This window comes from Streptomyces sp. CRCS-T-1 (assembly GCF_024442335.1).
GTDB lineage: Bacteria > Actinomycetota > Actinomycetes > Streptomycetales > Streptomycetaceae > Streptomyces > Streptomyces koelreuteriae.
Genome location: NZ_CP101651.1, coordinates 5,658,744 through 5,682,844 on the forward strand (window position 1 = coordinate 5,658,744; position 24,101 = coordinate 5,682,844).

Annotated in this window: 17 protein-coding genes; 12 read left to right on the top strand and 5 right to left on the bottom strand. The window is 71.1% G+C overall.

What is annotated here, in order from left to right; translation table 11 throughout:
• Positions 1-177: 177 nt before the first annotated feature.
• Positions 178-2,061, top strand: a complete 1,884-nt coding sequence (locus NNW99_RS25665) for a long-chain fatty acid--CoA ligase (RefSeq protein ID WP_215121469.1) — start codon at positions 178-180, stop codon at positions 2,059-2,061.
• Positions 2,062-2,126: 65 nt separating this feature from the next.
• On the opposite strand, the gene NNW99_RS25670 is transcribed toward NNW99_RS25665, so the two are convergent.
• Both NNW99_RS25670 and NNW99_RS25675 read right to left on the bottom strand, forming a co-directional pair.
• Entirely contained in the window at positions 2,127-2,582 is a 456-nt protein-coding gene (locus tag NNW99_RS25670; RefSeq protein WP_215121470.1) for a two-component system response regulator, read from the bottom strand.
• Positions 2,579-6,736, bottom strand: a complete 4,158-nt coding sequence (locus NNW99_RS25675; RefSeq protein WP_215121471.1) for a HAMP domain-containing protein — start codon at positions 6,734-6,736, stop codon at positions 2,579-2,581. The genes NNW99_RS25670 and NNW99_RS25675 overlap by 4 nt, the downstream gene beginning before the upstream one ends.
• A gap of 228 nt (positions 6,737-6,964) precedes the next feature.
• On the opposite strand from NNW99_RS25675, the gene NNW99_RS25680 reads away from it, so the two are divergent.
• The gene (locus NNW99_RS25680) at positions 6,965-9,055 is read left to right on the top strand and encodes a SpoIIE family protein phosphatase (RefSeq protein ID WP_215124458.1); all 2,091 of its coding nucleotides are present in this window, start codon (positions 6,965-6,967) and stop codon (positions 9,053-9,055) included.
• Positions 9,056-9,082: 27 nt separating this feature from the next.
• Positions 9,083-10,315 (top strand): radical SAM family heme chaperone HemW, encoded by a 1,233-nt coding sequence (gene hemW, locus NNW99_RS25685; RefSeq protein WP_215121472.1) that lies wholly within the window; start codon positions 9,083-9,085, stop codon positions 10,313-10,315.
• Between the two features lie 181 nt (positions 10,316-10,496).
• Here the strand turns inward: hemW and NNW99_RS25690 are convergent, their stop codons facing one another.
• Complete coding sequence (locus tag NNW99_RS25690; RefSeq protein WP_215121473.1) at positions 10,497-11,300, bottom strand: DUF3097 domain-containing protein; 804 nt, start codon at positions 11,298-11,300, stop codon at positions 10,497-10,499.
• A gap of 31 nt (positions 11,301-11,331) precedes the next feature.
• A complete protein-coding gene (locus NNW99_RS25695; RefSeq protein WP_215121474.1) occupies positions 11,332-12,063 on the bottom strand; it encodes an MBL fold metallo-hydrolase in 732 nt (243 codons plus the stop codon).
• Between the two features lie 173 nt (positions 12,064-12,236).
• Here NNW99_RS25695 and hrcA point away from each other — a divergent pair, with 173 nt between their 5' ends.
• From hrcA to NNW99_RS25740, 9 genes are all read left to right on the top strand, one after another.
• On the top strand, positions 12,237-13,253 hold the full coding sequence (hrcA, locus tag NNW99_RS25700; RefSeq protein ID WP_215121475.1) for a heat-inducible transcriptional repressor HrcA: 1,017 nt from the start codon (positions 12,237-12,239) through the stop codon (positions 13,251-13,253).
• Positions 13,253-14,389, top strand: coding sequence for a molecular chaperone DnaJ (gene dnaJ / locus NNW99_RS25705; RefSeq protein ID WP_215121476.1), 1,137 nt, complete (start codon positions 13,253-13,255; stop codon positions 14,387-14,389). The genes hrcA and dnaJ overlap by 1 nt, the downstream gene beginning before the upstream one ends.
• An 88-nt stretch (positions 14,390-14,477) precedes the next feature.
• Positions 14,478-15,554: a nitronate monooxygenase gene (locus tag NNW99_RS25710; protein WP_215121477.1), complete on the top strand. Its 1,077-nt coding sequence runs from the start codon at positions 14,478-14,480 to the stop codon at positions 15,552-15,554.
• Positions 15,551-16,291 (top strand): 16S rRNA (uracil(1498)-N(3))-methyltransferase, encoded by a 741-nt coding sequence (locus NNW99_RS25715; RefSeq protein WP_215121478.1) that lies wholly within the window; start codon positions 15,551-15,553, stop codon positions 16,289-16,291. Before NNW99_RS25710 ends, NNW99_RS25715 begins: the two co-directional genes overlap by 4 nt.
• 442 nt (positions 16,292-16,733) lie before the next feature.
• Positions 16,734-17,261 carry a hypothetical protein gene (locus NNW99_RS25720; RefSeq protein ID WP_215121479.1) on the top strand — a complete coding sequence of 176 codons (528 nt, stop codon included), beginning with the start codon at positions 16,734-16,736 and terminating at the stop codon, positions 17,259-17,261.
• 45 nt (positions 17,262-17,306) lie between these two features.
• The gene (locus NNW99_RS25725) at positions 17,307-20,510 is read left to right on the top strand and encodes a S41 family peptidase (protein ID WP_215121480.1); all 3,204 of its coding nucleotides are present in this window, start codon (positions 17,307-17,309) and stop codon (positions 20,508-20,510) included.
• A 121-nt stretch (positions 20,511-20,631) separates the two neighbouring features.
• Positions 20,632-20,985, top strand: a complete 354-nt coding sequence (locus tag NNW99_RS25730; RefSeq protein WP_215121481.1) for a histidine triad nucleotide-binding protein — start codon at positions 20,632-20,634, stop codon at positions 20,983-20,985.
• Between the two features lie 6 nt (positions 20,986-20,991).
• Complete coding sequence (locus NNW99_RS25735; protein ID WP_215121482.1) at positions 20,992-21,897, top strand: ribonuclease Z; 906 nt, start codon at positions 20,992-20,994, stop codon at positions 21,895-21,897.
• 20 nt (positions 21,898-21,917) lie between these two features.
• Positions 21,918-22,910, top strand: coding sequence for an adenosine deaminase (locus NNW99_RS25740; RefSeq protein WP_215121483.1), 993 nt, complete (start codon positions 21,918-21,920; stop codon positions 22,908-22,910).
• A 16-nt stretch (positions 22,911-22,926) separates the two neighbouring features.
• On the opposite strand, the gene NNW99_RS25745 is transcribed toward NNW99_RS25740, so the two are convergent.
• Positions 22,927-23,985: a hemin ABC transporter substrate-binding protein gene (locus NNW99_RS25745; RefSeq protein ID WP_215121484.1), complete on the bottom strand. Its 1,059-nt coding sequence runs from the start codon at positions 23,983-23,985 to the stop codon at positions 22,927-22,929.
• Positions 23,986-24,101: the final 116 nt, after the last annotated feature.

Consider the following 24,101-nt stretch of genomic DNA (forward strand, 5'->3'; position numbering starts at 1 on the left):
CTGTGCGTACGTGGGGTAGCTGTCTGTACGAAGAGACAGGCCGCGGGCCCTTACGCGGGGACCGGTCGGCCTTTACTCTGATCCCTGCTCGATAGTTACTCGCGAGTTAAACAACGGCTCGCGAGTAAAACCAGCCGCACCTGAGCCAGCCGCCTGACGCGGGCCCCGGAGGACGTCGTGAGCGACACACAGACCCTGATCGAGAACCGTCCGCCGTCGGTGGCGGGCCTGTTCCTGGAGCGCGTGGCGGCCACGCCTGACGCAGAGGCCTATCGGTACCCGGTCCCATCGTCCTCGGGTCAGGGACCGGAGGAGTGGAAGTCGCTGAGCTGGGCGCAGGCCGCCGAGCGCGTCTACGCCATCGCGGCGGGACTGATCGAGCTGGGCGTGCGGGCCGAGCAGCGCGTCGCGCTCGCCTCCAGCACCCGGATCGAGTGGATCCTCGCCGACCTCGGCATCATGTGCGCCGGCGCCGCGACCACCACGGTGTATCCGCAGACCAACGCGGAGGAGTCCGCCTACATCCTGTCGGACTCCGAGAGCCGGGTGCTCATCGCGGAGAACGTCGAGCAGCTCGCCAAGGCGAAGGAGAAGCGCGCCGAGCTGCCCGAGCTGACCCATGTCGTGGTCGTCGACCCGGCGGGTCTGGCGGGCGAGGAGAGCGCCGACTGGATCCTCACCCTCGACGAGCTGGAGAAGCGCGGCGCGGCCCGTCTGGAGAAGGACCCCGACCTGATCAAGGAGCGGGTCGGCGCCATCACCAAGGACCAGCTCGCCACCCTCATCTACACCTCCGGCACCACCGGCCGCCCCAAGGGCGTGCGCCTGCCGCACGACAACTGGTCGTACATGGCGAAGGCGATCGCCGCGACCGGCCTGGTCAGCAGCGAGGACGTGCAGTACCTGTGGCTGCCCCTCGCGCACGTCTTCGGCAAGGTGCTCACCTCAGGCCAGATCGAGGTCGGCCACGTCACCGCCGTGGACGGCCGCGTCGACAAGATCATCGAGAATCTGCCGGTCGTGCAGCCCACGTACATGGCGGCCGTCCCCCGCATCTTCGAGAAGGTCTACAACGGCGTCGCCGCCAAGGCCCGTGCGGGCGGCGGGGCCAAGTACAAGATCTTCCAGTGGGCTGCCGAGGTCGCCCGCGAGTACGCCAAGGTCTCCCAGGACAACTTCCGGCGCACCGGCACCCTGTCCGTGCCCTTCGGTCTCGGCGCCAAGCACAAGGTCGCCGACGCGCTGGTGTTCGCCAAGATCCGTGAGGCCTTCGGCGGCAACCTGCGCGCCTGTGTCTCCGGGTCGGCCGCCCTCGCCCCGGAGATCGGCTACTTCTTCTCCGGCGCCGGCATCCACATCCTCGAGGGCTACGGCCTCACCGAGTCCTCGGCCGCTTCGTTCGTGAACCCGGGCGAGGCCTACCGCACCGGTACGGTCGGCAAGCCGCTGCCCGGTACGGAGGTGCGGATCGCCGACGACGGGGAGATCCTGCTGCGCGGGCCCGGCATCATGGAGGGCTACCACGGGCTGCCCGAGAAGACCGCCGAGGTGCTGGAGTCGGACGGCTGGTTCCACACCGGGGACATCGGGGAGCTGTCGGCCGACGGGTATCTGCGGATCACCGACCGCAAGAAGGACCTCATCAAGACCTCGGGCGGCAAGTACATCGCGCCGGCGGAGGTCGAGGGGCAGTTCAAGGCGGTGTGCCCGTACGTGTCCAACATCCTGGTGCACGGGGCCGACCGGAACTTCTGCACGGCGCTGATCGCTCTGGACGAGTTGGCCATCGTCGAGTGGGCGAAGGAGAACGGGCTCGGGGGGAAGTCGTACGCCGAGATCGTGGCCGCGCCCGCGACGGTGGGGATGGTCGACGGGTATGTGAAGCAGCTCAACGAGGGGCTTCAGAAGTGGCAGACCATCAAGAAGTTCCGGTTGCTGCCGCGGGATCTTGATGTGGAGCACGGGGAGATCACGCCGAGTCTGAAGTTGAAGCGGCCGGTTGTGGAGCGGGAGTACAAGCATCTGATCGAGGAGATGTACGAGGGCTCTCGCGAGGCGTAGGGAGTGGTGAATGAGCGCGGGCGGCTGCGGGTTGTTCGTGGTTGCTCGCGCAGTTCCCCGCGCCCCTAGGGTGCGTCCCCCACCCGGCTTCGCAAGTTCTGGATCTCCTTTCTCAGGCGTTCCACCTCTCTGCCCTTGCGGTAGAGGTCCAGGAAGACGCTGACCTTTGCTCTCAGGACCCAGGGGTCGAAAGGCTTGGTCAAGTAGTCCGCGGCGCCTGTCGCGTAGCCGCGGAAGGCGTAGCCCGAGTCGTCGTCCGCTCCGGTCAGGAAGATGATCGGGACGTCTCGGGTCTGGTCCAGGCGTTTGATGTGGGCGGCTGTCTCGAAGCCGTCCATGCCCGGCATGCGGATGTCGAGCAGGACCAGTGCGATGGGCTGGCGCAGCAGGGCCTTCATCGCCTCCTCGCCCGAACGGGCGCGCACCAGCGGTTCGTTGAGGGAGGCGAGGACGGCCTCCAGGGCCGTCAGGTTGTCCTCCATGTCGTCGACCAGGAGGATTCCGGCGTGTTGGGTGCTCATGACGGTCGGGTCTCCTCCGCCGGGTCTTCTGCGTCCATCGCGTGGTCCGGGTCCAGCAGTTCGCACACGACCGTCAGCAGCCGGTCGATGTCCACCGGCTTGGGCACATAGTCGTTGGCGCCGCGGGCGATGGACTTCTCCCGGTCGCCCGGCATCGCCTTCGCGGTCAGCGCCACGATCGGCAGGCCCGTCCAGCGGGGTGCGCGGCGGATGGCGGAGATGGTCTCGTAGCCGTCCATCTCCGGCATCATGATGTCCATCAGGACGAGCTCGACGTCCGCGCTGCGCTCCAGGGTCTCGATGCCCTCGCGGCCGTTCTCCGCGTACAGCACGGTCATGCCGACCCGGCCCAGGACATGGGTCAGGGCGAACACGTTGCGGATGTCGTCGTCGACGATCAGCACCCGGCGCCCGGCCAGTATCCGGCCCGGCCTGCCGGACGTCCACGCCTCCAGCTTGGTCGGCGCCGGCCAGGAGTCCTCCGTGTCGTGCGCGGCCGGATAGGGGCCCACCGTCGACTGAAGGGGCAGGGGCAGGGCCGCGCGCTCCTCCGGGACCAGGACCGGCGGCGCCGTGTGGCCGGGGCTGACGACCGGGACGTACAGGGTGAACCTGGAACCCTTCCCGGGCTCGCTCTCGGCGACGATCCGGCCGCCGAGCAGGCCCGCGATCTCCCGGCTGATCGACAGACCGAGGCCGGTGCCGCCGTACTTGCGGTTGGTGGTGCCGTCGGCCTGCTGGAACGCCTCGAAGATCACCGGGAGTTTCTCCGGCGCTATGCCGATGCCCGTGTCGGACACGGCGAACGCCACGACGTCATCGGCGTCCCTGACGCCCCCGCTCTCGGCCTCGCTCGTGCGGGGCGACCCCCGTCGGTGCTCGGCGTCCTGTACCCGGTCGACCCGCAGCTCGACCTTGCCCGACGCGGTGAACTTGATCGCGTTGGACAGCAGATTGCGCAGGATCTGCTGGATCCGCTGTTCGTCCGAGTACATCTCGCGCGGTACGTCCTCGCCGACCGCGACCTCGAAGGCGAGCCCCCGGTCGATGGTGAGGGGGCGGAACGTGGCGTGGACGTAGTCGAGCAGCTTGATGAGCGGGAGCCGCTTGGGGCGTACGTCCATCCGGCCGGCCTCGATCTTCGACAGGTCGAGGATGTCGTTGATCAGCTGGAGCAGGTCCGAGCCCGAGCGGTGGATCGTCGTCGCGAACTGCACCTCCTGGTCGGAGAGGCGGCCGTCCGGATTGTCGGAGAGCAGCCGGGCCAGGATCAGCAGGGAGTTCAGCGGGGTGCGCAGCTCGTGCGACATGTTCGCCAGGAACTCCGACTTGTACTGCGAGGACGTGGCCAGCAGGGCGGCCTTCTCCTCCAGTTCGGCGTTGGAGCGCTGCAGCTCGCCCTGCTGCTTCTGGAGTTCGTCCGAGCGCTCCTGGAGCTGCATGGCGAGGCGCTGGGACTCGCCGAGCAGGGACTCCGTGCGGGAGTTGGCGATGATCGTGTTGATGGCGACACCGATGGTGTTGACGAACTGGTCGAAGAACGCCAGGTGCACATCGGAGAAGCGGGAGAACGAGGCGAGCTCGATGACACCGAGGAGCTTGTCCTCGAAGAGGATCGGGATGATGACGATCGTGGTCGGGGCGGCTTCGCCCAGTCCGCTGTTGATCTTGATGTAGTCGGGCGGGGCGCCCTCCACCAGGATCCGCTTCTTCTCCCGGGCCGCCTGCGCGACCAGGCCGTGCACGGGCAGGCCGCCGGTCTCCACCGTCGCGTCCTGGGCGGCGCCGTAGCCCGCGATGAAGGCCAGGCCCTTGATCGGCACGGTCGTGCGCAGGGTCGCGCCGTCCTCGTCCGGGTCGGCCAGGTAGAACGCGCCGTACTGGGCGTTCACCAGCGGGGTCAGCTCCCTGAGTATCAGGTCGGCGACCTCCATCAGGTCGCGATGGCCCTGCATCAGGGCGGCCAGGCGGGCCAGATTGGACTCCAGCCAGTCCTTCGCGCGGGTCGTCTCGCGGAGGTTGGCCACCATGAGGTTGATGTTGTCCTTCAGCTCGGCGACCTCGCCGCGCGTCTCGACCGTGATCGAGCGGGACATGTCGCCCTGGGCCACCGCGGAGGCGACCTCGGCGATCGCGCGGACCTGAGTGGTGAGGTTGAGCGCGAGTTCGTTGACGTTCGTCGTCAGGCGCTTCCAGGTGCCGTAGACGCCCTCGACCCGGGCCTGGCCGCCCAGTTGGCCCTCACTGCCGACCTCGCGGGCCACGCGGGTGACCTCGGAGGCGAAGGAGGACAGGGTGTCGACCATCGTGTTGATGGTGGTCTTCAGCTCCAGGATCTCGCCGCGCGCGTCCACGTCGATCTTCCGGGACAGGTCGCCCTGCGCCACGGCCGTCGCCACCTGGGCGATGTTGCGGACCTGGGAGGTGAGGTTGTCGGCCATGTAGTTGACGTTGTCCGTGAGGTCCCGCCAGACCCCGGAGACACCCAGCACCTGGGCCCTTCCGCCGAGCCGGCCGTCGGTGCCGACCTCGCGGGCCACCCGGGTCACCTCGTCGGCGAAGGCGCGCAGCTGCTCCACCATCGTGTTGACGGTGTCCTTCAGCTCCAGGATCTCGCCGCGGGCGTCGACCGTGATCTTCTTCGACAGATCGCCGTTGGCCACGGCCGTGGTCACCTGGGCGATGTTGCGGACCTGGGAGGTCAGGTTCAGCGCCATGAAGTTGACGTTGTCGGTGAGGTCCTTCCAGACGCCGGAGACGCCCCGGACCTGGGCCTGACCGCCGAGGTTGCCTTCCGTGCCGACCTCGCGGGCCACGCGGGTGACCTCGTCGGCGAAGGCGGAGAGCTGATCGACCATCGTGTTGATCGTGGACTTCAGCTCCAGGATCTCGCCCTTGGCCTCCACCGTGATCTTCTTGCCGAGGTCGCCCTGGGCGACGGCGGTGGAGACGAGGGCGATGTTCCGCACCTGGGAGGTGAGGTTGTCCGCCATGAAGTTGACGTTGTCGGTGAGGTCCTTCCAGACCCCGGAGACGCCCCGCACCTGAGCCCGGCCGCCGAGATTGCCCTCGGTGCCGACCTCGCGGGCCACGCGGGTGACCTCGTCGGCGAACGCGGAGAGCTGGTCCACCATCGTGTTGATGGTCGACTTGAGCTCCAGGATCTCGCCCTGCGCGGCGACCGTGATCTTCTGGGACAGGTCGCCGTTGGCGACGGCCGTGGTCACCTGGGCGATGTTGCGGACCTGGGAGGTCAGGTTCGACGCCATGAAGTTGACGTTGTCGGTGAGGTCCTTCCAGACCCCCGACACACCCCGCACCTGAGCCCGGCCGCCCAACTGGCCCTCGGTGCCGACCTCGCGGGCCACGCGCGTGACCTCGTCGGCGAAGGCGGAGAGCTGGTCGACCATCGTGTTCACGGTCAGCTTCAGCTCCAGCAGCTCACCGGTCGCCTCCACCGTCACCGTGCGGGTCAGATCGCCCCGGGCCACCGCCGTCGTCACCGCCGCGATGTCCCGCACCTGCGCCGTCAGCCGGGACGCCATGGTGTTGACGGCCTCGGTGACGTCCCGCCAACTGCCCGACAAGCCCCGCACATTGGCCCGGCCGCCCAGCCGGCCCTCGGTGCCGACCTCGCGCGCGACCCGGGTCACCTCGCCCGTGAACAGGGACAGCTGGTCCACCATCGTGTTGACGGCCCGGCCGAGACGACGCAGGTCGCCGCGTAACTGCCGGGTCCCGTCGTGCAGATCGACCCGCTGGGTCAGATCGCCCCCGGCCACCGCGTCCAGCACGCGCGTGGCGTTCGCCGCGGGCGCGACCAGGGCGTCGAGCAACTGGTTCACGTCGTTGACGCGGGAGGTCCACAGGCCCTGGCCCGGGCTGGCGGAGAGGCGCTCGTCGAGCCGGCCGTGCCGCACCAGCTCCCGTCGGACGCGCTGCACCTCGGTGGTGAAGTGGACGCTGCGATCCATGATCTGGTTGTAGACCGCGGTGAGTTCGGCCACCATCCCGTGGCCTGATTCCGGCACTTTGGTGAAGTCGCCGTCGCGTGCGGCGGTCATCGCGGCGAGGAGTGGACGCAGATCGGATGTACGAATCTGACCGTCTTCGTACCAGTCTTCGACCACAGGAGTAGCTGTGTTCTCACTCATGGCGGCCCACTTCGGTAACTCGGCGCTTATGGGCGTGGCCAGTCTGTCACTCTGTCGGCATCGACTGTGGCGTATTCGTACGAACTGCCCGGGGAGCTGTCCATGGGGGCCATTCCGACGCAACGGGAGACCGCCTCCCGTGCCTCGCAGGCGCCTGCACACGCCTCGGAGACGCCTGTGTCCGTTGAGGACGAGCCCGTTTCCGAGAAGCCCGCACCGACTGCCGAGATGCTCACGCCCGACGCGTGCGCCTCGGCCTGCGCGGCGCCCGCACCCATATCCGAGGCGCCCGCACAGGAGCGCGCGCGGGCGCACGCGACCCTGTCCGGCAGCTCGCTCGCGCCGGGCACCGCACGCGCCCTCGTGCGCTCGGCGCTCGCCGAGTGGACCCGGCTCGGCCTGCCCGGCACCGAGCACCTCACCGACCGCCTCGCCGACGACGCCACGCTCGTGGTCAGCGAACTCGTCACCAACGCCGTCGTGCACGCCGGCACGGACGTCGAGCTGGAGTGCCGGTTGGAGGACGGTGACGGCGATGACAGGGATGGCAAGGGGACGGCCGCCCTCGTCGTAGAGGTCTGCGACCACCATCCCTCGCGCGCCCCGCGCGGCGGCGAACCGGAGACACCGCACGACATGCCCGAGTACGGGCGCGGCCTGCGGCTCGTCGGCGCGCTCTCCGAGGCCTGGGGCATCACCTACCGCACGGGCCGCAAGACCGTGTGGGCGCGGTTGCCCGCCGCGGGGTGCGCGGCGGGCGAGCAGATCGAGGCGTACGCCGAGGAGCAGGCGCTGGCGCGCGGGCTGCGGGTGGCGGAGATCCTGGCGCCTGAGCCGCCCGAGGGGTGGGAGACCGAGGAGCCGGGACAGACGGGGGAGACCGGGCGGCGGTGGCGTGACCGGCACGACCGTCACGACCCGCGGGACTCCCGCGGCTTACGGGACTGGCGTGACTGGAACGACGTACGGGACTGGCGGGACCGCCACGAGGGCGGCGGGGAGGGACGCGACGGTGCCTGGCTGGGCCGCGGCGCCCTCTCCTTCCTCGCCGAGGCCTCCGACCTGCTCGCCGGACAGCTCGACGAGGATCTGGTCGCCGCCCTCGCCGGGCAGCTCATCGTGCCGCGGCTGGCCGACTGGTGCGCGGTGTGGCTGGAGGACGAGGCCACCGGCGGCTGGAGCGGCGGGGCAGGAGGCGGGGCGCGACTGGCCCGGGTCTGGCACGGCAGCGAGAACCGCATCGAGGAGCTGCGCCGGGCCCTGGAGAAAGACCCGCCGCACCCGTCCGACCCGCCCGGGTCCGGGCCCGTCGACTACCCCTGGCCGGGCGAGGCGCTCGGTGACGCGCCGGGCGAACCGGGCTCGGCACTCGCCTACCGGCTGGTCGCCGGGGGACGCCCGCTGGGCACCCTGGTCATCGGCCGTTCCGGCGCCGCCGGCTTCCCCGACGAGATCACCGGCCTCGTGGAGGACCTCAGCCGCCGCGTCGCCCTCGCCATCGGCGCCGCCCGCCAGTACGCCCGCCAGGCCACCATCAGCGCCGTACTCCAGCGCGGACTGCTGCCCGGCGCCGTCGCCGAGATCCCCGGGGTGCGCAGCGCCCTCGTCTACGAGCCGTACGACAAGGGCGGGCCCAGCGGCGACTTCTACGACCTGTTCCCGGCCGGAGACGGCCGCTGGTGCTTCGCCGTCGGCGACGTCCAGGGCAAGGGGCCCGAGGCGGCCGTCGTGATCGGCCTGGCCCGGCCCTGGCTGCGGCTGCTGGCCCGCGAGGGCTACCGGGTCGCCGACGTCCTCGACCGCCTCAACCAGCTCCTGCTCGACGACGCCACGGAGGCCGCCGACGCGGCGGCCCGGGCGCTGGTGGCCGCGGGCGCCCGGCCGACCCTGCCCGGCGACGGCCCCCAGACGCGCTTCTTGTCCCTGCTCTACGGCGAACTGGTCCCCTTCGACGGCGGCGTCCGCTGCACCGTCGCCTCCGCCGGGCACCCGCTCCCACTGCTGCTCGGGGCGGGCGGCGAGGTCAACACGACAGCGCAGCCGCAGACCCTCCTGGGCGTCGTCGAGGACGCCACGTACACCAGCGACACCTTCGAGCTGCGGCCCGGCGACACACTGCTGTGCGTCACCGACGGTGTGACCGAGCGCCGCTCCGGCTCCCGCCAGTTCGACGACGAGGACGGGCTCGCGGCGGCGCTGGCCGGGTGCGCGGGGCTGGACGCCGAGCTCATAGCCGAGCGGATCAAGCGGCTGGTGCACGAGTTCGGGGCGCGGCCGCCGGCCGACGATCTCGCGCTGCTGGTGCTCCAGGCGGAGTGAGTGCCCCGGTGCTGGACAATGGAAGGCATGCCTTCCGCACTTCCCGACGGCGAGCCCGTCCCCGACGACGGCGCGCTGCCCGCCTCCGCGCTCGCCGGGGCCGCCGACCGCCCGCTCGGGTTCTATCTGCACGTCCCGTACTGCGCGACCCGCTGCGGCTACTGCGACTTCAACACCTACACGGCGACCGAGCTGCGCGGCAGCGGCGGTGTGCTGGCCTCCCGCGACAACTACGCCGAGACGCTCGTTGAGGAGGTCCGCCTGGCGCGCAAGGCGCTGGGCGATGATCCGCGGCCCGTCCGTACGGTGTTCGTGGGCGGGGGGACGCCCACGCTGCTGGCCGCCGGTGATCTCGTACGGATGCTGGGCGCGATCCGTGACGAGTTCGGACTCGCGCCGGACGCCGAGATCACGACGGAGGCGAATCCGGAGTCGGTGGATCCGGCGTATCTGGAGGCGCTGCGGGAGGGCGGCTTCAACCGGATCTCGTTCGGCATGCAGAGCGCGCGGCAGCATGTGCTGAAGGTGCTGGACCGTACGCATACGCCCGGGCGGCCCGAGGCGTGTGTGGCGGAGGCGCGGGCGGCGGGTTTCGAGCACGTCAATCTGGATCTGATCTACGGCACGCCGGGGGAGAGCGACGACGACTGGCGGGCCACGCTGAGCGCGGCGCTGGGGGCGGGGCCGGACCATGTCAGCGCGTACGCCCTGATCGTCGAGGAGGGGACGCAGCTGGCCCGTCGTATCCGGCGGGGCGAGGTCCCCATGACGGACGACGACGTCCACGCCGACCGCTATCTCATCGCCGAGGAGGCGCTGTCCTCGGCGGGCTTCGAGTGGTACGAGGTGTCCAACTGGGCGACCTCGGAGGCCGGGCGGTGTCTGCACAACGAGCTGTACTGGCGGGGGGCCGACTGGTGGGGGGCCGGGCCGGGGGCGCACAGCCATGTGGGGGGCGTGCGGTGGTGGAACGTCAAGCATCCGGGCGCTTATGCGGGGGCACTTGCGGCGGGGCGGTCGCCGGGGGCCGGGCGTGAGGTGCTGGCGGAGGAGGATCGGCGGGTCGAGCGGATTCTGCTGGAGTTGCGGTTGCGGGAGGGGGTGCCGTTGGCGTTGCTGCGGGAGGAGGGGCTTGCCGCGTCGCGGCGGGCGCTGTCCGAGGGGTTGCTTCAGGAAGGGCCGTATGGGGAGGGGCGTGCGGTGTTGACCTTGCGGGGGCGGTTGCTGGCGGATGGGGTTGTGCGGGACCTCGTCGACTGAGGTGCTCGGGGTTCGTGCTGGGGCCGGGTGGGTGCGCAGCCCGGCGTGGCGGGGTGCCGCTGCGCCCACCCGTGCCGCCCTTAGCGGCACGCATGCCCGCAGCTAGGCGGGAGCAGCGGTCCGCGGCTGAGCGGGGTTCCGTGGCGCGCGGCACAGGCGGATTCGGCGGCCGCAGCGGCAGCTACGCCGGTGCCGTTACGAAGTCGATCAGTTCCTCGACCCTGCCCAGCAGCTCTGGCTCCAGGTCCTTGTACGAATGCACCCCCGACAGGATCCGCTGCCAGGCCGCGCCCGTGTTGGGCGGCCAGCCCAGGGCCCGGCAGACGCCCGTTTTCCAGTCCTGGCCGTGGGGGATGCGGGGCCAGGAATCGATGCCCAGGGCCGACGGCTTCACCGCCTCCCAGATGTCGATGTACGGGTGGCCCACCACCAGGGCGTGCTCGCTTGTCACCGACTCGGCGATGCGCCATTCCTTGCTGCCCGGGACCAGGTGGTCCACCAGGACGCCGAGGCGGGCGTCCGGGCCGGGGGCGAAGTCGGAGACGATCGCGGGGAGGTCGTCGACGCCCTCCAGGTACTCCACGACCACGCCCTCGATGCGCAGGTCGTCGCCCCACACCTTCTCGACGAGTTCGGCGTCGTGCCGGCCCTCGACGTAGATGCGACCGGCGCGGGCGACACGCGCGCGTGCGCCGGGGACGGCCACCGAGCCGGAGGCGGTGCGCGTGGGGCGGGCGGGGCCGGACGCCGGGCGGACCAGCGTCACCACCCTGCCCTCCAGCAGGAAACCGCGCGGCTCCATCGGGAACACACGGTGCTTGCCGAAGCGGTCCTCCAGCGTCACCGTGCCCGCCTCGCAGCGGATCACCGCCCCGCAGAAGCCGCTCCCGGGCTCCTCCACCACCAGGCCCGGATCCGCCGGAACCTCGGGCACCGGCTTCGGCTTCTTCCACGGCGGGGTCAGATCGGCGGAGTACTGGCGCATTCGAATGACGATAGGAGAAGGCGTACGGCGATCACCGCGACACGCCGAAATGCGCCGCCAGCGCGTCCCGCTGGGCCCGGACGAACGCCGCGTCCACCACCGCTCCGTGACCGGGCACGTACAGCGCGTCCTCACCGCCCAGGTCGAGCAGCCGGTCCAGCGCGGCAGGCCACTGCGACGGCACGGCGTCGGGGCCCGCCTGGGGCTCTCCGGACTCCTCGACCAGATCGCCGCAGAACACCACCTCCGGATCACCGGGCACCAGCACCGCCAGATCGTGCGCGGTGTGTCCGGGGCCGACGTTCGCCAGCAGCACCTGCCGCCCGCCGCCCAGGTCGAGCGTCCACTCGCCGGAGACCAGATGGCCGGGCGGGACCAGCCGCTCCGCCGCCTCCTCGGCAGCGGGCGCCGCCAGGCCCTGGCGCACCCCGTCCTCGCGCAGTTCCTCGCGGTCCCGCACCCGCGTCAGCAGCGCGTCCACGCCCACCGCGCCGAACACCTCGGTGTCCGGGAGCGCCGCGGCGCCGAAGACATGGTCGAAGTGCGGATGGGTCAGCGCGAGATGTGTCACACGGTGACCGGTGAGTGCCCGCGCCTGCGCCCCCAACTGCGCGCCCTCGGCCAGGCTGGACCCCGCGTCGATCATGAGGACCGCCCCCTCGCCGGCGACCAGCCCGATCGTGCAGTCCCACACTGGGAGCCGGCACCGCCCCACACCGGCGGCCAAGCGCTCCCATCCGAGGTCTTCCCAAGTCACCGTCATACGGCGACGCTAGCGGGTGCGCCCCGCTCCGGGCACGACAGCGCACCACCAGCCTTGCCCGCGGCGCACCCCACCGCCGTACACTGGGCCGGGGAATGCTGGCACTCGCACGCGCAGAGTGCCAGGCCACGACAGGCAGGGCAGCAGACGGACGACTTCTGGAGGTGTGCGCGATGCTCAGTGAACGCAGGCTGCAGGTGCTGCGCGCCATCGTCCAGGACTACGTCGGCACCGAGGAGCCCGTCGGCTCCAAGGCCCTCACCGAGCGGCACAGCCTCGGCGTCTCCCCGGCCACCGTCCGCAACGACATGGCGGCCCTCGAGGACGAGGGATACATCGCCCAGCCGCACACCAGTGCCGGGCGCATCCCCACCGACAAGGGCTACCGGCTGTTCGTGGACAAGCTGGCCGGCGTCAAGCCGATGACCGCGCCCGAGCGGCGCGCGATCCAGAACTTCCTCGAGGGCGCCGTCGACCTCGACGACGTCGTGGCCCGTACGGTGCGGCTGCTCGCGCAGCTCACCCGACAGGTGGCCGTCGTGCAGTACCCGTCGCTGACCCGGTCGACCGTGCGGCATGTGGAGTTGCTCTCCCTCGCGCCCGCGCGTCTGATGCTCGTGCTGATCACGGACACCGGGCGGGTCGAGCAGCGGGTGGTCGACTGCGTGGCGCCCTTCGGCGAGGCCTCGCTCGCGGATCTGCGCGCGCGGCTCAACAGCCGTGTGGCGAACCGCCGTTTCGCGGATGTGCCGAGTTTGGTGGAGGATCTGCCGGAGGCGTTCGAGCACGAGGACCGGGGTACGGTTTCCATGGTGCTCTCCACGCTTCTGGAGACGCTCGTCGAGGAGAACGAGGAGCGGCTGATGATCGGCGGCACCGCCAATCTCACCCGCTTCGGGCATGACTTTCCCCTGGTGATCCGGCCGGTGCTGGAGGCACTCGAGGAGCAGGTCGTGCTCCTCAAGCTGCTCGGCGAGGCGAAGGATCCGGGCGTGACCGTGCGAATCGGTCATGAGAACGCCCACGAAGGACTCAACTCCACGTCCGTCGTGTCGGTCGGCTACGGTTCGGGCGGCGAGGCAGTCGCCAAGCTCGGCGTGGTCGGACCGACCCGCATGGATTACCCGGGAACGATGGGAGCGGTACGCGCAGTGGCACGGTACGTCGGACAGATCCTGGCGGAGTCGTAGTGGCCACGGACTACTACGCCGTACTCGGCGTGCGCCGCGACGCGTCGCAGGAAGAGATCAAGAAGGCCTTCCGGCGGCTCGCACGCGAGCTGCACCCGGACGTCAACCCCGATCCGAAGACCCAGGAGCGGTTCAAGGAGATCAACGCCGCTTACGAGGTGTTGTCGGACCCGCAGAAGAAGCAGGTCTACGACCTCGGCGGCGACCCGCTCTCGCAGGCCGCCGGCGGCGGCGCGGGCGGCTTCGGAGCCGGTGGCTTCGGGAACTTCTCCGACATCATGGACGCGTTCTTCGGCACAGCGTCGCAGCGCGGTCCGCGCTCGCGCACCCGCCGCGGCCAGGACGCGATGATCCGTATCGAGGTCGAGCTCGACGAGGCCGCCTTCGGTACGACCAAGGACATCCAGGTCGACACGGCCGTCGTCTGCACCACCTGCAGCGGCGAGGGTGCCGCGCCGGGGACCAGCGCGCAGACGTGTGACATGTGCCGCGGCCGCGGTGAGGTGTCCCAGGTCACCCGGTCCTTCCTCGGCCAGGTCATGACGTCCCGGCCCTGCCCGCAGTGCCAGGGCTTCGGGACCGTGGTGCCGACGCCGTGCCCGGAGTGCGCCGGCGACGGCCGCGTCCGCTCCCGGCGGACCCTGACCGTCAAGATCCCCGCCGGTGTCGACAACGGCACGCGCATCCAGCTCGCCGGCGAGGGCGAGGTCGGGCCCGGTGGCGGTCCCGCCGGTGACCTCTACGTCGAGATCCACGAACTCCCGCACTCCACGTTCCAGCGGCGCGGCGACGACCTGCACTGCACGGTGACGATCCCCATGACGGCGGCGTCCCTCGGCACGAAGGTGCCGCTGGAGACGCTGGACGGCATGGAGGAGGTCGACATCCGCCCGGGCACCCAGTCCGGCCAGTCGATCCCGCTGCACGGCCGGGGCATCACGCACCTGCGGGGTGGCGGGCGCGGCGACCTCATCGTCCATGTCGAGGTCCAGACGCCGACGAAGCTCGACCCCGAGCAGGAGCGGCTGCTGCGCGAGCTGTCCAAGCTGCGGGGTGAGGAGCGGCCCACGGGGCAGTTCCAGCCTGGGCAGCAAGGGCTGTTCTCGCGGTTGAAGGACGCCTTCAACGGGCGCTGATCGGTTTCTTCGGGCGCCTTTTCCTCTGGTCTATGCCACACGGCAGGCCGGTTTCGGAGTTGTTCGGAGGACGTGACAACATGCGGTCATGTCCTCCGCGCTGACCGATCTCTTTCCGCACCCGATCGTGCAGGCCCCCATGGCGGGCGGCGTCTCCGTACCGCAGCTCGCCGCCGCCGTGTGCGAGGCGGGCGGGCTCGGATTCCTCGCCGCCGGGTACAAAACCGCCGACGGGGTGTACCAGGAGATCAAGCAGCTCCGGAGCCTCACGAGCAGGCCCTTCGGTGTGAACGTGTTCATGCCGCAGCCCGAGTACGCCGACCCCGCCGCCGTCGATGTCTACGCCCACCAGCTCGCCGGTGAGGCCACCTGGTACGAGGCCGAGCTCGGCGACCCCGACAGCGGCCGTGACGACGGCTACGAGACCAAGCTCGCGGTGCTGCGCGACAACCCCGTGCCGGTCGTGTCGTTCCACTTCGGCGTGCCGAGCCGTGAGGTCATCGACAGCTTGCACCGCGTCGGCACCTTCGTCCTCGCCGCCGCGACCACCCCCGACGAGGCCCGGGCCGTCGAGCTGGCCGGTGCGGACGGTGTCATCGCGCAGGGCGTCGAGGCCGGCGGCCACCAGGGCACGCACCGGGACATACCGGAGACGGACGGTTCCGGCATCGGGCTGCTGTCGCTGGTCGCCCAGATCCGGGAAACCGTGAGCATCCCGATCGTCGCCGCCGGCGGCATCATGCGCGGCGGCCAGATCGCCGGGGTCCTCGCGGCCGGCGCGAGTGCGGCCCAGCTCGGCACCGCGTTCCTCGCCACGCACGAGTCGGGCGCGAACGCCCTCCACAAGCAGGCGCTGACCAACCCCCTGTTCGTACGTACGGAGTTGACCCGGGCGTTCTCCGGGCGGCCGGCGCGTGGCCTTGTCAACCGGTTCCTGCGTGAGCACGGGCCGTACGCGCCTCCCGCCTACCCCGAGATCCATCACCTGACCTCGCCGCTGCGCAAGGCTGCCGCCAAGGCCGGGGACGCGCAGGGCATGGCCCTCTGGGCCGGGCAGGGGCACCGGATGGCCCGCGAGCTGCCCGCCGGGCAGTTGGTGGAGGTGCTGGCCGGTGAACTCGCCACGGCGCGTGCGGTGTTGTCGGGTGGGGGCGGCGTCCTGTGACGGCGCCGGTGTTCGTGGTCGAGCATTTCGACGCGGGTGGTGGCGGGCGGTATGTCCTTGATGGTCCGGAAGGGCGGCACGCTGTTTCCGTGAAGCGGCTGCGGGCCGGTGAGGACGTTGTTCTCACGGATGGGGCCGGGCGTTGGGCGGACTGCGTCGTGCTCGATACGGAGGGCAAGGACCGGCTGATCGTCCAGCTGGACTCGGTGATCGAGGAGCCCTTGGAGCAGCCCCGGGTCACCGTCGTTCAGGCGTTGCCCAAGGGGGACCGGGGGGAGTTGGCCGTCGAGACGATGACCGAGGTCGGTGTCGACGCGGTCGTGCCGTGGGCCGCTGCGCGGTGCATCACGCAGTGGAAGGGCGAGCGGGGGCTGAAGGCGCTGGGCAAGTGGCGGGCGACGGCTCGGGAGGCCGGGAAGCAGTCGCGCCGCGTGCGGTTTCCCGAGGTCGCGGAGGTGGCTACGAGCAAGCAGGTCGCTTCGTTGCTGGCGGGGGCCGACTTTGCCGCGGTGCTCCATGAGAGCGGGGATGAGGCGCTGGCGACCGCTGAACTGCCGGCCTCCGGTGAGATCGTGCTGGTCGTGGGGCCCGAAGGGGGCGTGTCGCCCGAGGAGTTGGCGTTGTTCGGGGAGGCCGGGGCGAAGGCGTATCGGCTGGGGCGCAGTGTGCTGCGCACGTCGACTGCGGGGACGGCGGCTGCGGCTGTGCTGCTGGCTCGGACCGGTCGGTGGTCCTGAGTCCCCTGTGGCTGCTTCGGTGGGGGTGCGCGTCCGCGCCTGGTCGCCGGTGGTGGGTCGGGGCCGCGTCGGGGGGTGTCCGTCCTCGGAACGGCGCGATGGGGTCGGGGACCAATTGACTGTCCGTTGACGCGCCAACCGCTGCGGGCGGACACCCCCCCGACACGTCCCCTTCCGTGATCCGGCGGCTGCGGGCGCGTACCGGCTCCCGCCTTCCGGCCCAGCCGCGGGCCGCCGCACCCGCCCTAGCTGCCGCAGGCCGCCGCTGCGGGCGCCGCCCCATCCCGCCTAGCTGCGGGCATGCGTGCCGCTAGGGGCGGCACGGGTGGGCGCAGCGGTACCCCGCTGCGCCGGGTTGCGGACCCACCCGGCCCCGGCGGTGATGCCTTGGTGGCCAGTTGCCCTCTACCGTCCCGACCCCGTCGGTGGGAGGCTGCCCTTCATGGGGGCATTGAAAAGGGTCGCGGCCGTGGCCGCGTTCGCGGTGGTCGGCGTGGGCGGTGCTGTCGCCTGTGAACCCGGGGCGGGGATCAGCTCGGCGGCTGTTGCGTACACCACTGACGAAACCGTCACCAAGGAGCTCAACCGGCAGAAGGCGGGCGTGCGTTGGCTGACGTGTACCGCCTCGTACGGCGACTCCGGCAAGGGCGGGAACGCATCGCCCTCGGCGCGTGAGAAGACCGTGGCGACCGTCGACTGTGAGGGGGAGACCGAGGACGGGAAGGACATCACCGTCACCGGCAGGGTCACTCACGCGGTGGACGGCGAATGTGTGCGCGGGAAGATCACGGCCAAGGTCGACGGCAAGGTGTGGTTCGAGGTGGACGGGCTCGGCAACTGTGATGCCACTCCGTCGCCGGTGGGAGGCGGGCCGACCAACGGGCAGCCCGGGCCCGCCGTCACCGTGACCGTCACGCAGACCATCTGGTGCGAGAAGTATCCGGACTGCCGTCCTGTCGAGGGCAAGTGATCCGAAGTCTGTCCGCGTGGGGCCGTCCCTGCATAGGGTGATCGGGTGACTCAGTCCGCATCGCCTGCTTACCTCCGGTTCCCCCACGTGCACGGCGACCTGGTCGCCTTCACCGCCGAGGACGACGTGTGGCTCGCCCCTCTCGACGGCGGCCGGGCCTGGCGGGTCAGCGCCGACAACGTGCCGGTGGCCCAGCCCCGTATCTCGCCCGACGGCACCACCGTCGCGTGGACCTCCACCCGTGACGGCGCTCCCGAGGTGCATATCGCCCCGGTCGACGGCGGCCCGGCCAAGCGGCTGACGTACTGGGGGAGTTCGAAGACCCAGGTGCGCGGGTGGACGCCGGAGGGCGAGGTCCTGGCCGTCAGCACCCAGGGGCAGGCGAGCCTGCGCCGCAGTTGGGCGCGTGCCGTTCCGCTCGACGGTGGTCCGGCCACGACCCTGCCGTACGGGCCCGTCGGTGATGTCGCCTATGGGCCGAGTGTGGTTCTGCTGTCCGCGCCGATGGGGCGTGAGGCCGCCTGGTGGAAGCGGTACCGGGGTGGCGGCGCGGGGAAGTTGTGGATCGACCGGGAAGGGGACGGGGAGTTCGTACGGCTGCATGAGGAGCTGGACGGGAACGTCGAGTATCCGCTGTGGGTCGGGGAGCGGATCGCCTTTCTGTCCGATCACGAGGGCGTCGGCGCGCTGTACTCCTCCCTTGCCGACGGGGCCGATCTGCGGCGGCACACGCCGCTCGACGGGTTCTACGCCCGGCACGCGGCGACCGACGGCGCCCGGGTGGTGTACTCCAGCGCCGGTGAGCTGTGGGTCCTCGATGATCTGGACGGGGCCGAGCCGCGTCGGCTGGATGTGCGGCTGGGGGGACAGCGCGTCGATCTTCAGCCGTTTCCGCTGCATGCCTCCCGGTCGTTCGGGTCGGCGTCCCCGGACCACACCGCGCGCGGCAGTGCCGTCTCCGTGCGCGGCTCCGTCCACTGGGTCACCCACCGCGCCGGCCCCGCCCGCGCCCTCGCTGCCACGCCCGGCGTGCGGGCCCGCCAGCCGCGTGCCTTCCGCGCCGACGGCGAGGAGTGGGTGGTGTGGGTGACGGACGCCGAGGGCGACGACGCCCTGGAGTTCGCGCCCGCCACCGGGCTCGCCCCGGGAGCGACGCCGCGCCGGCTCGCCGCCGGGCAGCTCGGACGGGTGCTGGACCTCGCCATGGCGCCCGACGGCAGCCGTGCGGCCGTCGCCTCGCACGACGGGCGGCTGCTGCTCGTCGAGCGGGAGACGGGCGAGGTGCGGGAGGTGGACCGCAGCGAGGACGGTGATGTGTCGGGGCTCGTCTTCTCGCCCGATTCCGGATGGCTCGCCTGGTCCCATCCCGGGCCGCGTCCCCTGAGCCAGCTGAAGCTCGCCAACACCACCGACCTGTCGGTCACCGAGGCCACCCCGCTGCGCTTCCAGGACTACGCGCCCGCGTTCACCGTGGACGGCAAGCACCTCGCGTTCCTGTCGACCCGCTCCTTCGACCCGGTCTACGACGAGCACGTCTTCGACCTGGCGTTCGTGGAGGGGGCGAGGCCGCATCTCATCACGCTCGCGGCGACCACGCCGTCGCCCTTCGGGCCGCAGCGGCACGGCCGGTCCTTCGAGACGCCCGACCGGGAGGAGACCCCCGACAGCGAGGGCACCCCCACCACCCGCATCGACATCGAAGGCCTCGCCGACCGCATCGTGCCCTTCCCGGTCGAGGCCGCCCGCTACTCCAACCTGCGGGCCGCGAAGGACGGCGTCCTGTGGCTGCGCCACCCCGTCTCCGGGGTGCTCGGCGCTTCCAGGGCCACCCCCGACGACCCCGAGCCCAAGTCCGAGCTGGAGCGCTACGACCTCGCCCAGCAGCGGGTCGAGCATCTCGCCGTCGACGCCGACCACTTCGAGGTCAGCGGCGACGGCAAGCGGGTGCTGCTGTGGACCGACGGGCGGCTGAAGGTCGTCCCCAGCGACCGGCGCGCCTCGAACGACGACGACAGCGACTCCAACATCACCGTCGACCTCGGCCGCGTACGCCAGTTCGTCGACCCGGCCGCCGAGTGGCGGCAGATGTTCGACGAGAACGGCCGCATCATGCGGGACCACTTCTGGCGCCCCGACATGAGCGGCGTCGACTGGTCCGGCGTCCTCGACCGCTACCGCCCGGTCGTGGACCGCCTCGCCACCCATGACGACCTGGTCGACCTGCTCTGGGAGGTCCAGGGCGAACTCGGCACCTCGCACGCCTATGTCACCCCGCGCGGCGGCTATGGCCGCGGCGCCCGTCAGGGCCTGCTCGGCGCGGACATCTCCCGCCACGAGGACGGCAGTTGGCGCGTCGACCGCATCCTGCCCTCGGAGACCTCCGACCCGGACGCCCGCAGCCCGCTCGCCGCACCCGGTGTCGCCGTACGCCCCGGGGACGCGATCCTCGCCATCGCCGGACAGCCGGTCGACCCGGTCGCCGGGCCCGGCCCGCTGCTGATCGGCACCGCCGGCAAGCCGGTCGAGCTGACCATCTCCCCGTCCGGCGGCGGAGACCCCCGGCACGCCGTCGTCGTCCCGGTCGCCGACGAGGAGCCACTGCGCTACCACGCCTGGGTCGCCGACCGGCGTGCCTACGTCCACGAGAAGTCCGGCGGCCGCCTCGGCTATCTGCACGTCCCGGACATGCAGGCGCCCGGCTGGGCCCAGATCCACCGCGACCTGCGCGTCGAGGTCGCCCGCGAGGGCCTCGTCGTGGACATCCGCGAGAACCGCGGCGGCCACACCTCCCAGCTCGTCATCGAGAAACTCGCCCGGCGCATCGTCGGCTGGGCCGTGCCTCGTGGCATGCGCCCCTACAGCTACCCGGAGGACGCCCCCCGCGGCCCCGTCGTCGCCGTCGCCAACGAGTTCTCCGGCTCCGACGGCGACATCGTCAACGCCGCGATCAAGGCCCTGGGCCTGGGCCCGGTCATCGGCACCCGCACCTGGGGCGGCGTCATCGGCATCGACAGCCGCTACCGCCTCGTCGACGGCACCCTCGTCACCCAACCCAAGTACGCCTTCTGGCTGGAGGGCTACGAGTGGGGAGTGGAGAACCACGGGGTGGACCCGGATGTGGAGGTCGTCCAGCGCCCCCAGGACTACGCGGCGGGCAGAGACACCCAACTGGACGAGGCAATCCGCCTGGCACTGGAGGCACTGGAAGCCAGTCCCGCAAAAACGCCCCCGGCTGTGCCAACCCTCTAGGGGCGCGGGGCTGTGTCGATTTGCGGCTCCGCCGCGTGGGCGCGACCAGCCACAACGCACCCGCACCCGACGACGATACGATGCCCAAGTCGGACCACACGGCCCAACCTCCGGAGGAGACATGGCAGGGGAGCCCCAGGAAGACTGCCTGTTCTGCAAGATCGTCGCCGGCACCATCCCGGCGACCATCGTGCGGCAGACAGACACCACCGTCGCGTTCCGCGACATCAACCCCCAGGCCCCCACCCACGTCCTGATCATCCCCAAGGCGCACTACGAGAACGCCGCCGCCCTCGCCGCCGCCGACCCCGGCCTCACCGCGGACGTGATCCGCGAGGCCCAGGCCGTCGCCGACGAGGAGAAGCTCGACAGCCACCGCCTCGTCTTCAACACCGGCAGCGGCGCCGGCCAGACCGTCTGGCACGTGCACGGCCATGTGCTCGGCGGCCGCGGCCTCGAATGGCCCCCCGGGTAGTGCGCCTTGTCCGTACGTGAACTCGTCGTCCTCGGCACCGCCAGCCAGGTGCCGACCCGGCACCGCAACCACAACGGCTACCTGCTGCGCTGGGACGGCGAGGGCATCCTCTTCGACCCCGGGGAGGGCACGCAGCGCCAGATGCTGCGGGCCGGGGTCGCCGCGCACGACCTGAACCGGATCTGCGTCACACACTTCCACGGCGACCACAGCCTCGGCCTCGCCGGCGTCATCCAGCGCATCAACCTGGACAAGGTGCCGCACGAGATCACCGCGCACTACCCCCGCTCCGGGCAGCGCTTCTTCGACCGGCTCCGGTACGCCACCGCCTACCGCGAGACCGTCGACATCACCCAGTCGCCCGTCTCCGCCGACGGGCCCCTCGCCCGTACGGGCACCTACACGCTGGACGCCCGGAAGCTGTCGCACCCCGTGGAGTCGTACGGCTACCGGATCGTCGAGCCCGACGGGCGCCGGATGCTGCCCGAGCGGCTCGCCGCGCACGGCATCAAGGGGCCGGACGTCGGACGGATCCAGCGGGAGGGCTCGCTCGGCGGGGTCGCGCTCGACGAGGTGAGCGAGGTGCGGCGCGGGCAGCGGTTCGCCTTCGTCATGGACACCCGGCTGTGCGACGGGGTGTATGCGCTAGCCGAGGGCTGCGACATGCTCGTCATCGAGTCGACTTTCCTTGATGAGGACGAGCAACTCGCCGTCGAACACGGGCATCTGACGGCGGGGCAGGCCGCGCGGGTGGCGCGGGACGGTGGGGTGCGGCATCTGGTGCTGACCCACTTCAGTCAGCGGTACACGGACCCGGAGGAGTTCGAGCGGCAGGCGCGGGCCGCCGGCTACGAGGGTGAGCTGACCGTCGCGCACGATCTACTGAGAGTGCCGGTTCCGAAGCGTCGGTGAATCAGCCGTACGATGAATTGATGTCCCTCCCCAAAGCCGAACTGCACCTTCACATCGAAGGCACCCTGGAACCGGAACTCGCCTTCGAGCTCGCCGCGCGCAACGGCGTCACGCTGCCGTACGCCGACACGGACGAGCTGCGCGAGGCGTACCGGTTCGAGGACCTGCAGTCCTTCCTGAACCTGTACTACGAGCTCATGGCCGTCCTGCGCACCGAGCGCGACTTCGAGGACCTGGCCAACGCATACCTCGCCCGCGCCGCCGCCCAGGGGGTCCGGCACGCCGAGATCTTCTTCGACCCGCAGGCCCACACCAGCCGCGGGCTGGAGATCGGCACGGTCGTCGAGGGGCTGTGGCGGGCGCTGGGCAGCAGCGAGGCCAACCACGGTGTCTCGACCCGGCTGATCCTGTGCTTCCTGCGCGACGAGTCCGCCGAGTCGGCCCTGGCGACCCTGGACGCGGCGAAGCCGTACCTGGACCGGATCACCGGCGTCGGCCTCGACTCGGCCGAGGTCGGGCACCCGCCGGTGAAGTTCCGCGAGGTCTACGAGGCCGCCGCCGCGCTCGGGCTGCGGCGGGTCGCGCACGCCGGTGAGGAGGGGCCGCCGGAGTACATCACCGAGGCGCTGGACATCCTCGGCGTGGAGCGGGTCGACCACGGCCTGCGCTGTGTGGAGGACCCGGCGCTGGTGGAGCGGCTGGTGCGGGACCGGGTGCCGCTGACGCTGTGCCCGCTGTCGAACGTACGGCTGCGGACCGTCGACACCCTCGCCGACCACCCCCTGCCCGCCATGCTGGACGCCGGGCTCATGTGCACCGTGAACTCGGACGACCCGGCCTACTTCGGCGGGTACGCCGGAGAGAACTTCGACGCCGTGCGCGCCACCCTCGGCCTCAGCGAGGAGCGGCTGCGCGAGCTCGCCCGCAACTCCTTCCTCGCCTCCTTCCTGGAGGACGACGAGGAGCTGCGGGCGCGGTATCTCGCCGAGGTGGAGGCCTACACCTTCCTGTAGGTCCGGTGCGGTTTATTCACTTCTCGTGGATGCGGTCCACCAGGATGTCGATGACCAGCGGCGTGCGCGGGCCGTAGCCCAGCAGCACGCCGTCCTCGACGTCGACGACGCGGCGGTTCATGCCGGCGGGGGTCTGGGCGATGCCGGGGATCTTGACGAGGCCGTCGATGCCGTCGACCGATTCCAGGCCCTTGGACATCATCAGGATGACGTCCGGCTGGGCCTGGGCGAGGGCCTCGGTGGTGATGGGGGTGAAGGGCTTGTCCAGGCCGGCTTCGGTGCCCGCGTCCACCGCTCCCGCCGCCTCGATGAGGGAGTCGGCGCCCGAGCCCTTGCCGCCGATCAGATAGACGGCCGCGCTGCCGCGCAGGTAGAGGAACGCCACCTTGGGCTTGCTGCCGGCGGGCACGGCGTCCCGGGCGGCGGCGAGGTCGGAGCTCATCCGCCGGTTGAGCGCCTTGCCCGCGTCGGGGACGCCGAGGGCCTCGGCGATACGGGTCGTGCGCGTGGTGACGTCGGACAGCTTCGTCGCCGGGTCGAGGACGACGACGGGGATGCCGGCGTCCCGGATCTGCTCAAGGGCCTCGTCGGGGCCGGTGTCGGTGTCGGCGAGCACCACGGTCGGCCGCAGGGACAGCACGCTCTCCGCGCTCACATCGTGCGCCTTGGTGACCTGGGGGAGTTTCTTCGCCTCGGCGAAGGTGGCGGTGATGTCGCGGCCCACGACCTGGTCGCCGAGACCCAGCGTGAACACGATCTCCGCGACGCCTCCGTTGAGCGGCAGGATGCGGGAGGCGTCCTCGACGGTGACCTTCCGGCCGTCGGAGGAGTCGACGGTCACCGGCAGTTTCGGGGTGGGGGCCTTGCCCTTCAGGGGCACGATCGTGTTCTTCGCGAGCTGCTTCTCGGCCGCGGCGGCCCGGGCGCTCGCGGAGGCCGGTGAGGCGTCCGAGCCGCCCGAGGGCGATGCGCCGCCGCCCGAGCCGCAGGCGCCGGTCAGCAGTCCGAGGGTGAGGGCGAGTGCGGCGAGGGTGCGCCTGCGGGCGGGGGGACGGCATCTCGCTGAGTTGAGCATGGCTCCACTTTTCCTCTCTCGCGACGCACAATTGACGGTTAGTTTAGGTTAGGCTCACCTTAATAATCCGTGGTGGGGGTGTTTCATGCCATCGTCAAGTGGCCTGCGCCGCAAGG

Excerpts from the sequence above, each read along its gene's own strand:
- NNW99_RS25670 (WP_215121470.1), bottom strand. The coding sequence starts at position 2,582 with ATGAGCACCCAACACGCCGGAATCCTCCTGGTCGACGACATGGAGGAC.
- NNW99_RS25675 (WP_215121471.1), bottom strand. The coding sequence starts at position 6,736 with ATGAGTGAGAACACAGCTACTCCTGTGGTCGAAGACTGGTACGAAGAC.
- NNW99_RS25680 (WP_215124458.1), top strand. The coding sequence starts at position 6,965 with ATGCTCACGCCCGACGCGTGCGCCTCGGCCTGCGCGGCGCCCGCACCC.
- hemW (WP_215121472.1), top strand. The coding sequence starts at position 9,083 with ATGCCTTCCGCACTTCCCGACGGCGAGCCCGTCCCCGACGACGGCGCG.
- NNW99_RS25690 (WP_215121473.1), bottom strand. The coding sequence starts at position 11,300 with ATGCGCCAGTACTCCGCCGATCTGACCCCGCCGTGGAAGAAGCCGAAG.
- NNW99_RS25695 (WP_215121474.1), bottom strand. The coding sequence starts at position 12,063 with ATGACGGTGACTTGGGAAGACCTCGGATGGGAGCGCTTGGCCGCCGGT.
- hrcA (WP_215121475.1), top strand. The coding sequence starts at position 12,237 with ATGCTCAGTGAACGCAGGCTGCAGGTGCTGCGCGCCATCGTCCAGGAC.
- NNW99_RS25710 (WP_215121477.1), top strand. The coding sequence starts at position 14,478 with ATGTCCTCCGCGCTGACCGATCTCTTTCCGCACCCGATCGTGCAGGCC.
- NNW99_RS25720 (WP_215121479.1), top strand. The coding sequence starts at position 16,734 with ATGGGGGCATTGAAAAGGGTCGCGGCCGTGGCCGCGTTCGCGGTGGTC.
- NNW99_RS25730 (WP_215121481.1), top strand. The coding sequence starts at position 20,632 with ATGGCAGGGGAGCCCCAGGAAGACTGCCTGTTCTGCAAGATCGTCGCC.
- NNW99_RS25740 (WP_215121483.1), top strand. The coding sequence starts at position 21,918 with ATGTCCCTCCCCAAAGCCGAACTGCACCTTCACATCGAAGGCACCCTG.
- NNW99_RS25745 (WP_215121484.1), bottom strand. The coding sequence starts at position 23,985 with ATGCTCAACTCAGCGAGATGCCGTCCCCCCGCCCGCAGGCGCACCCTC.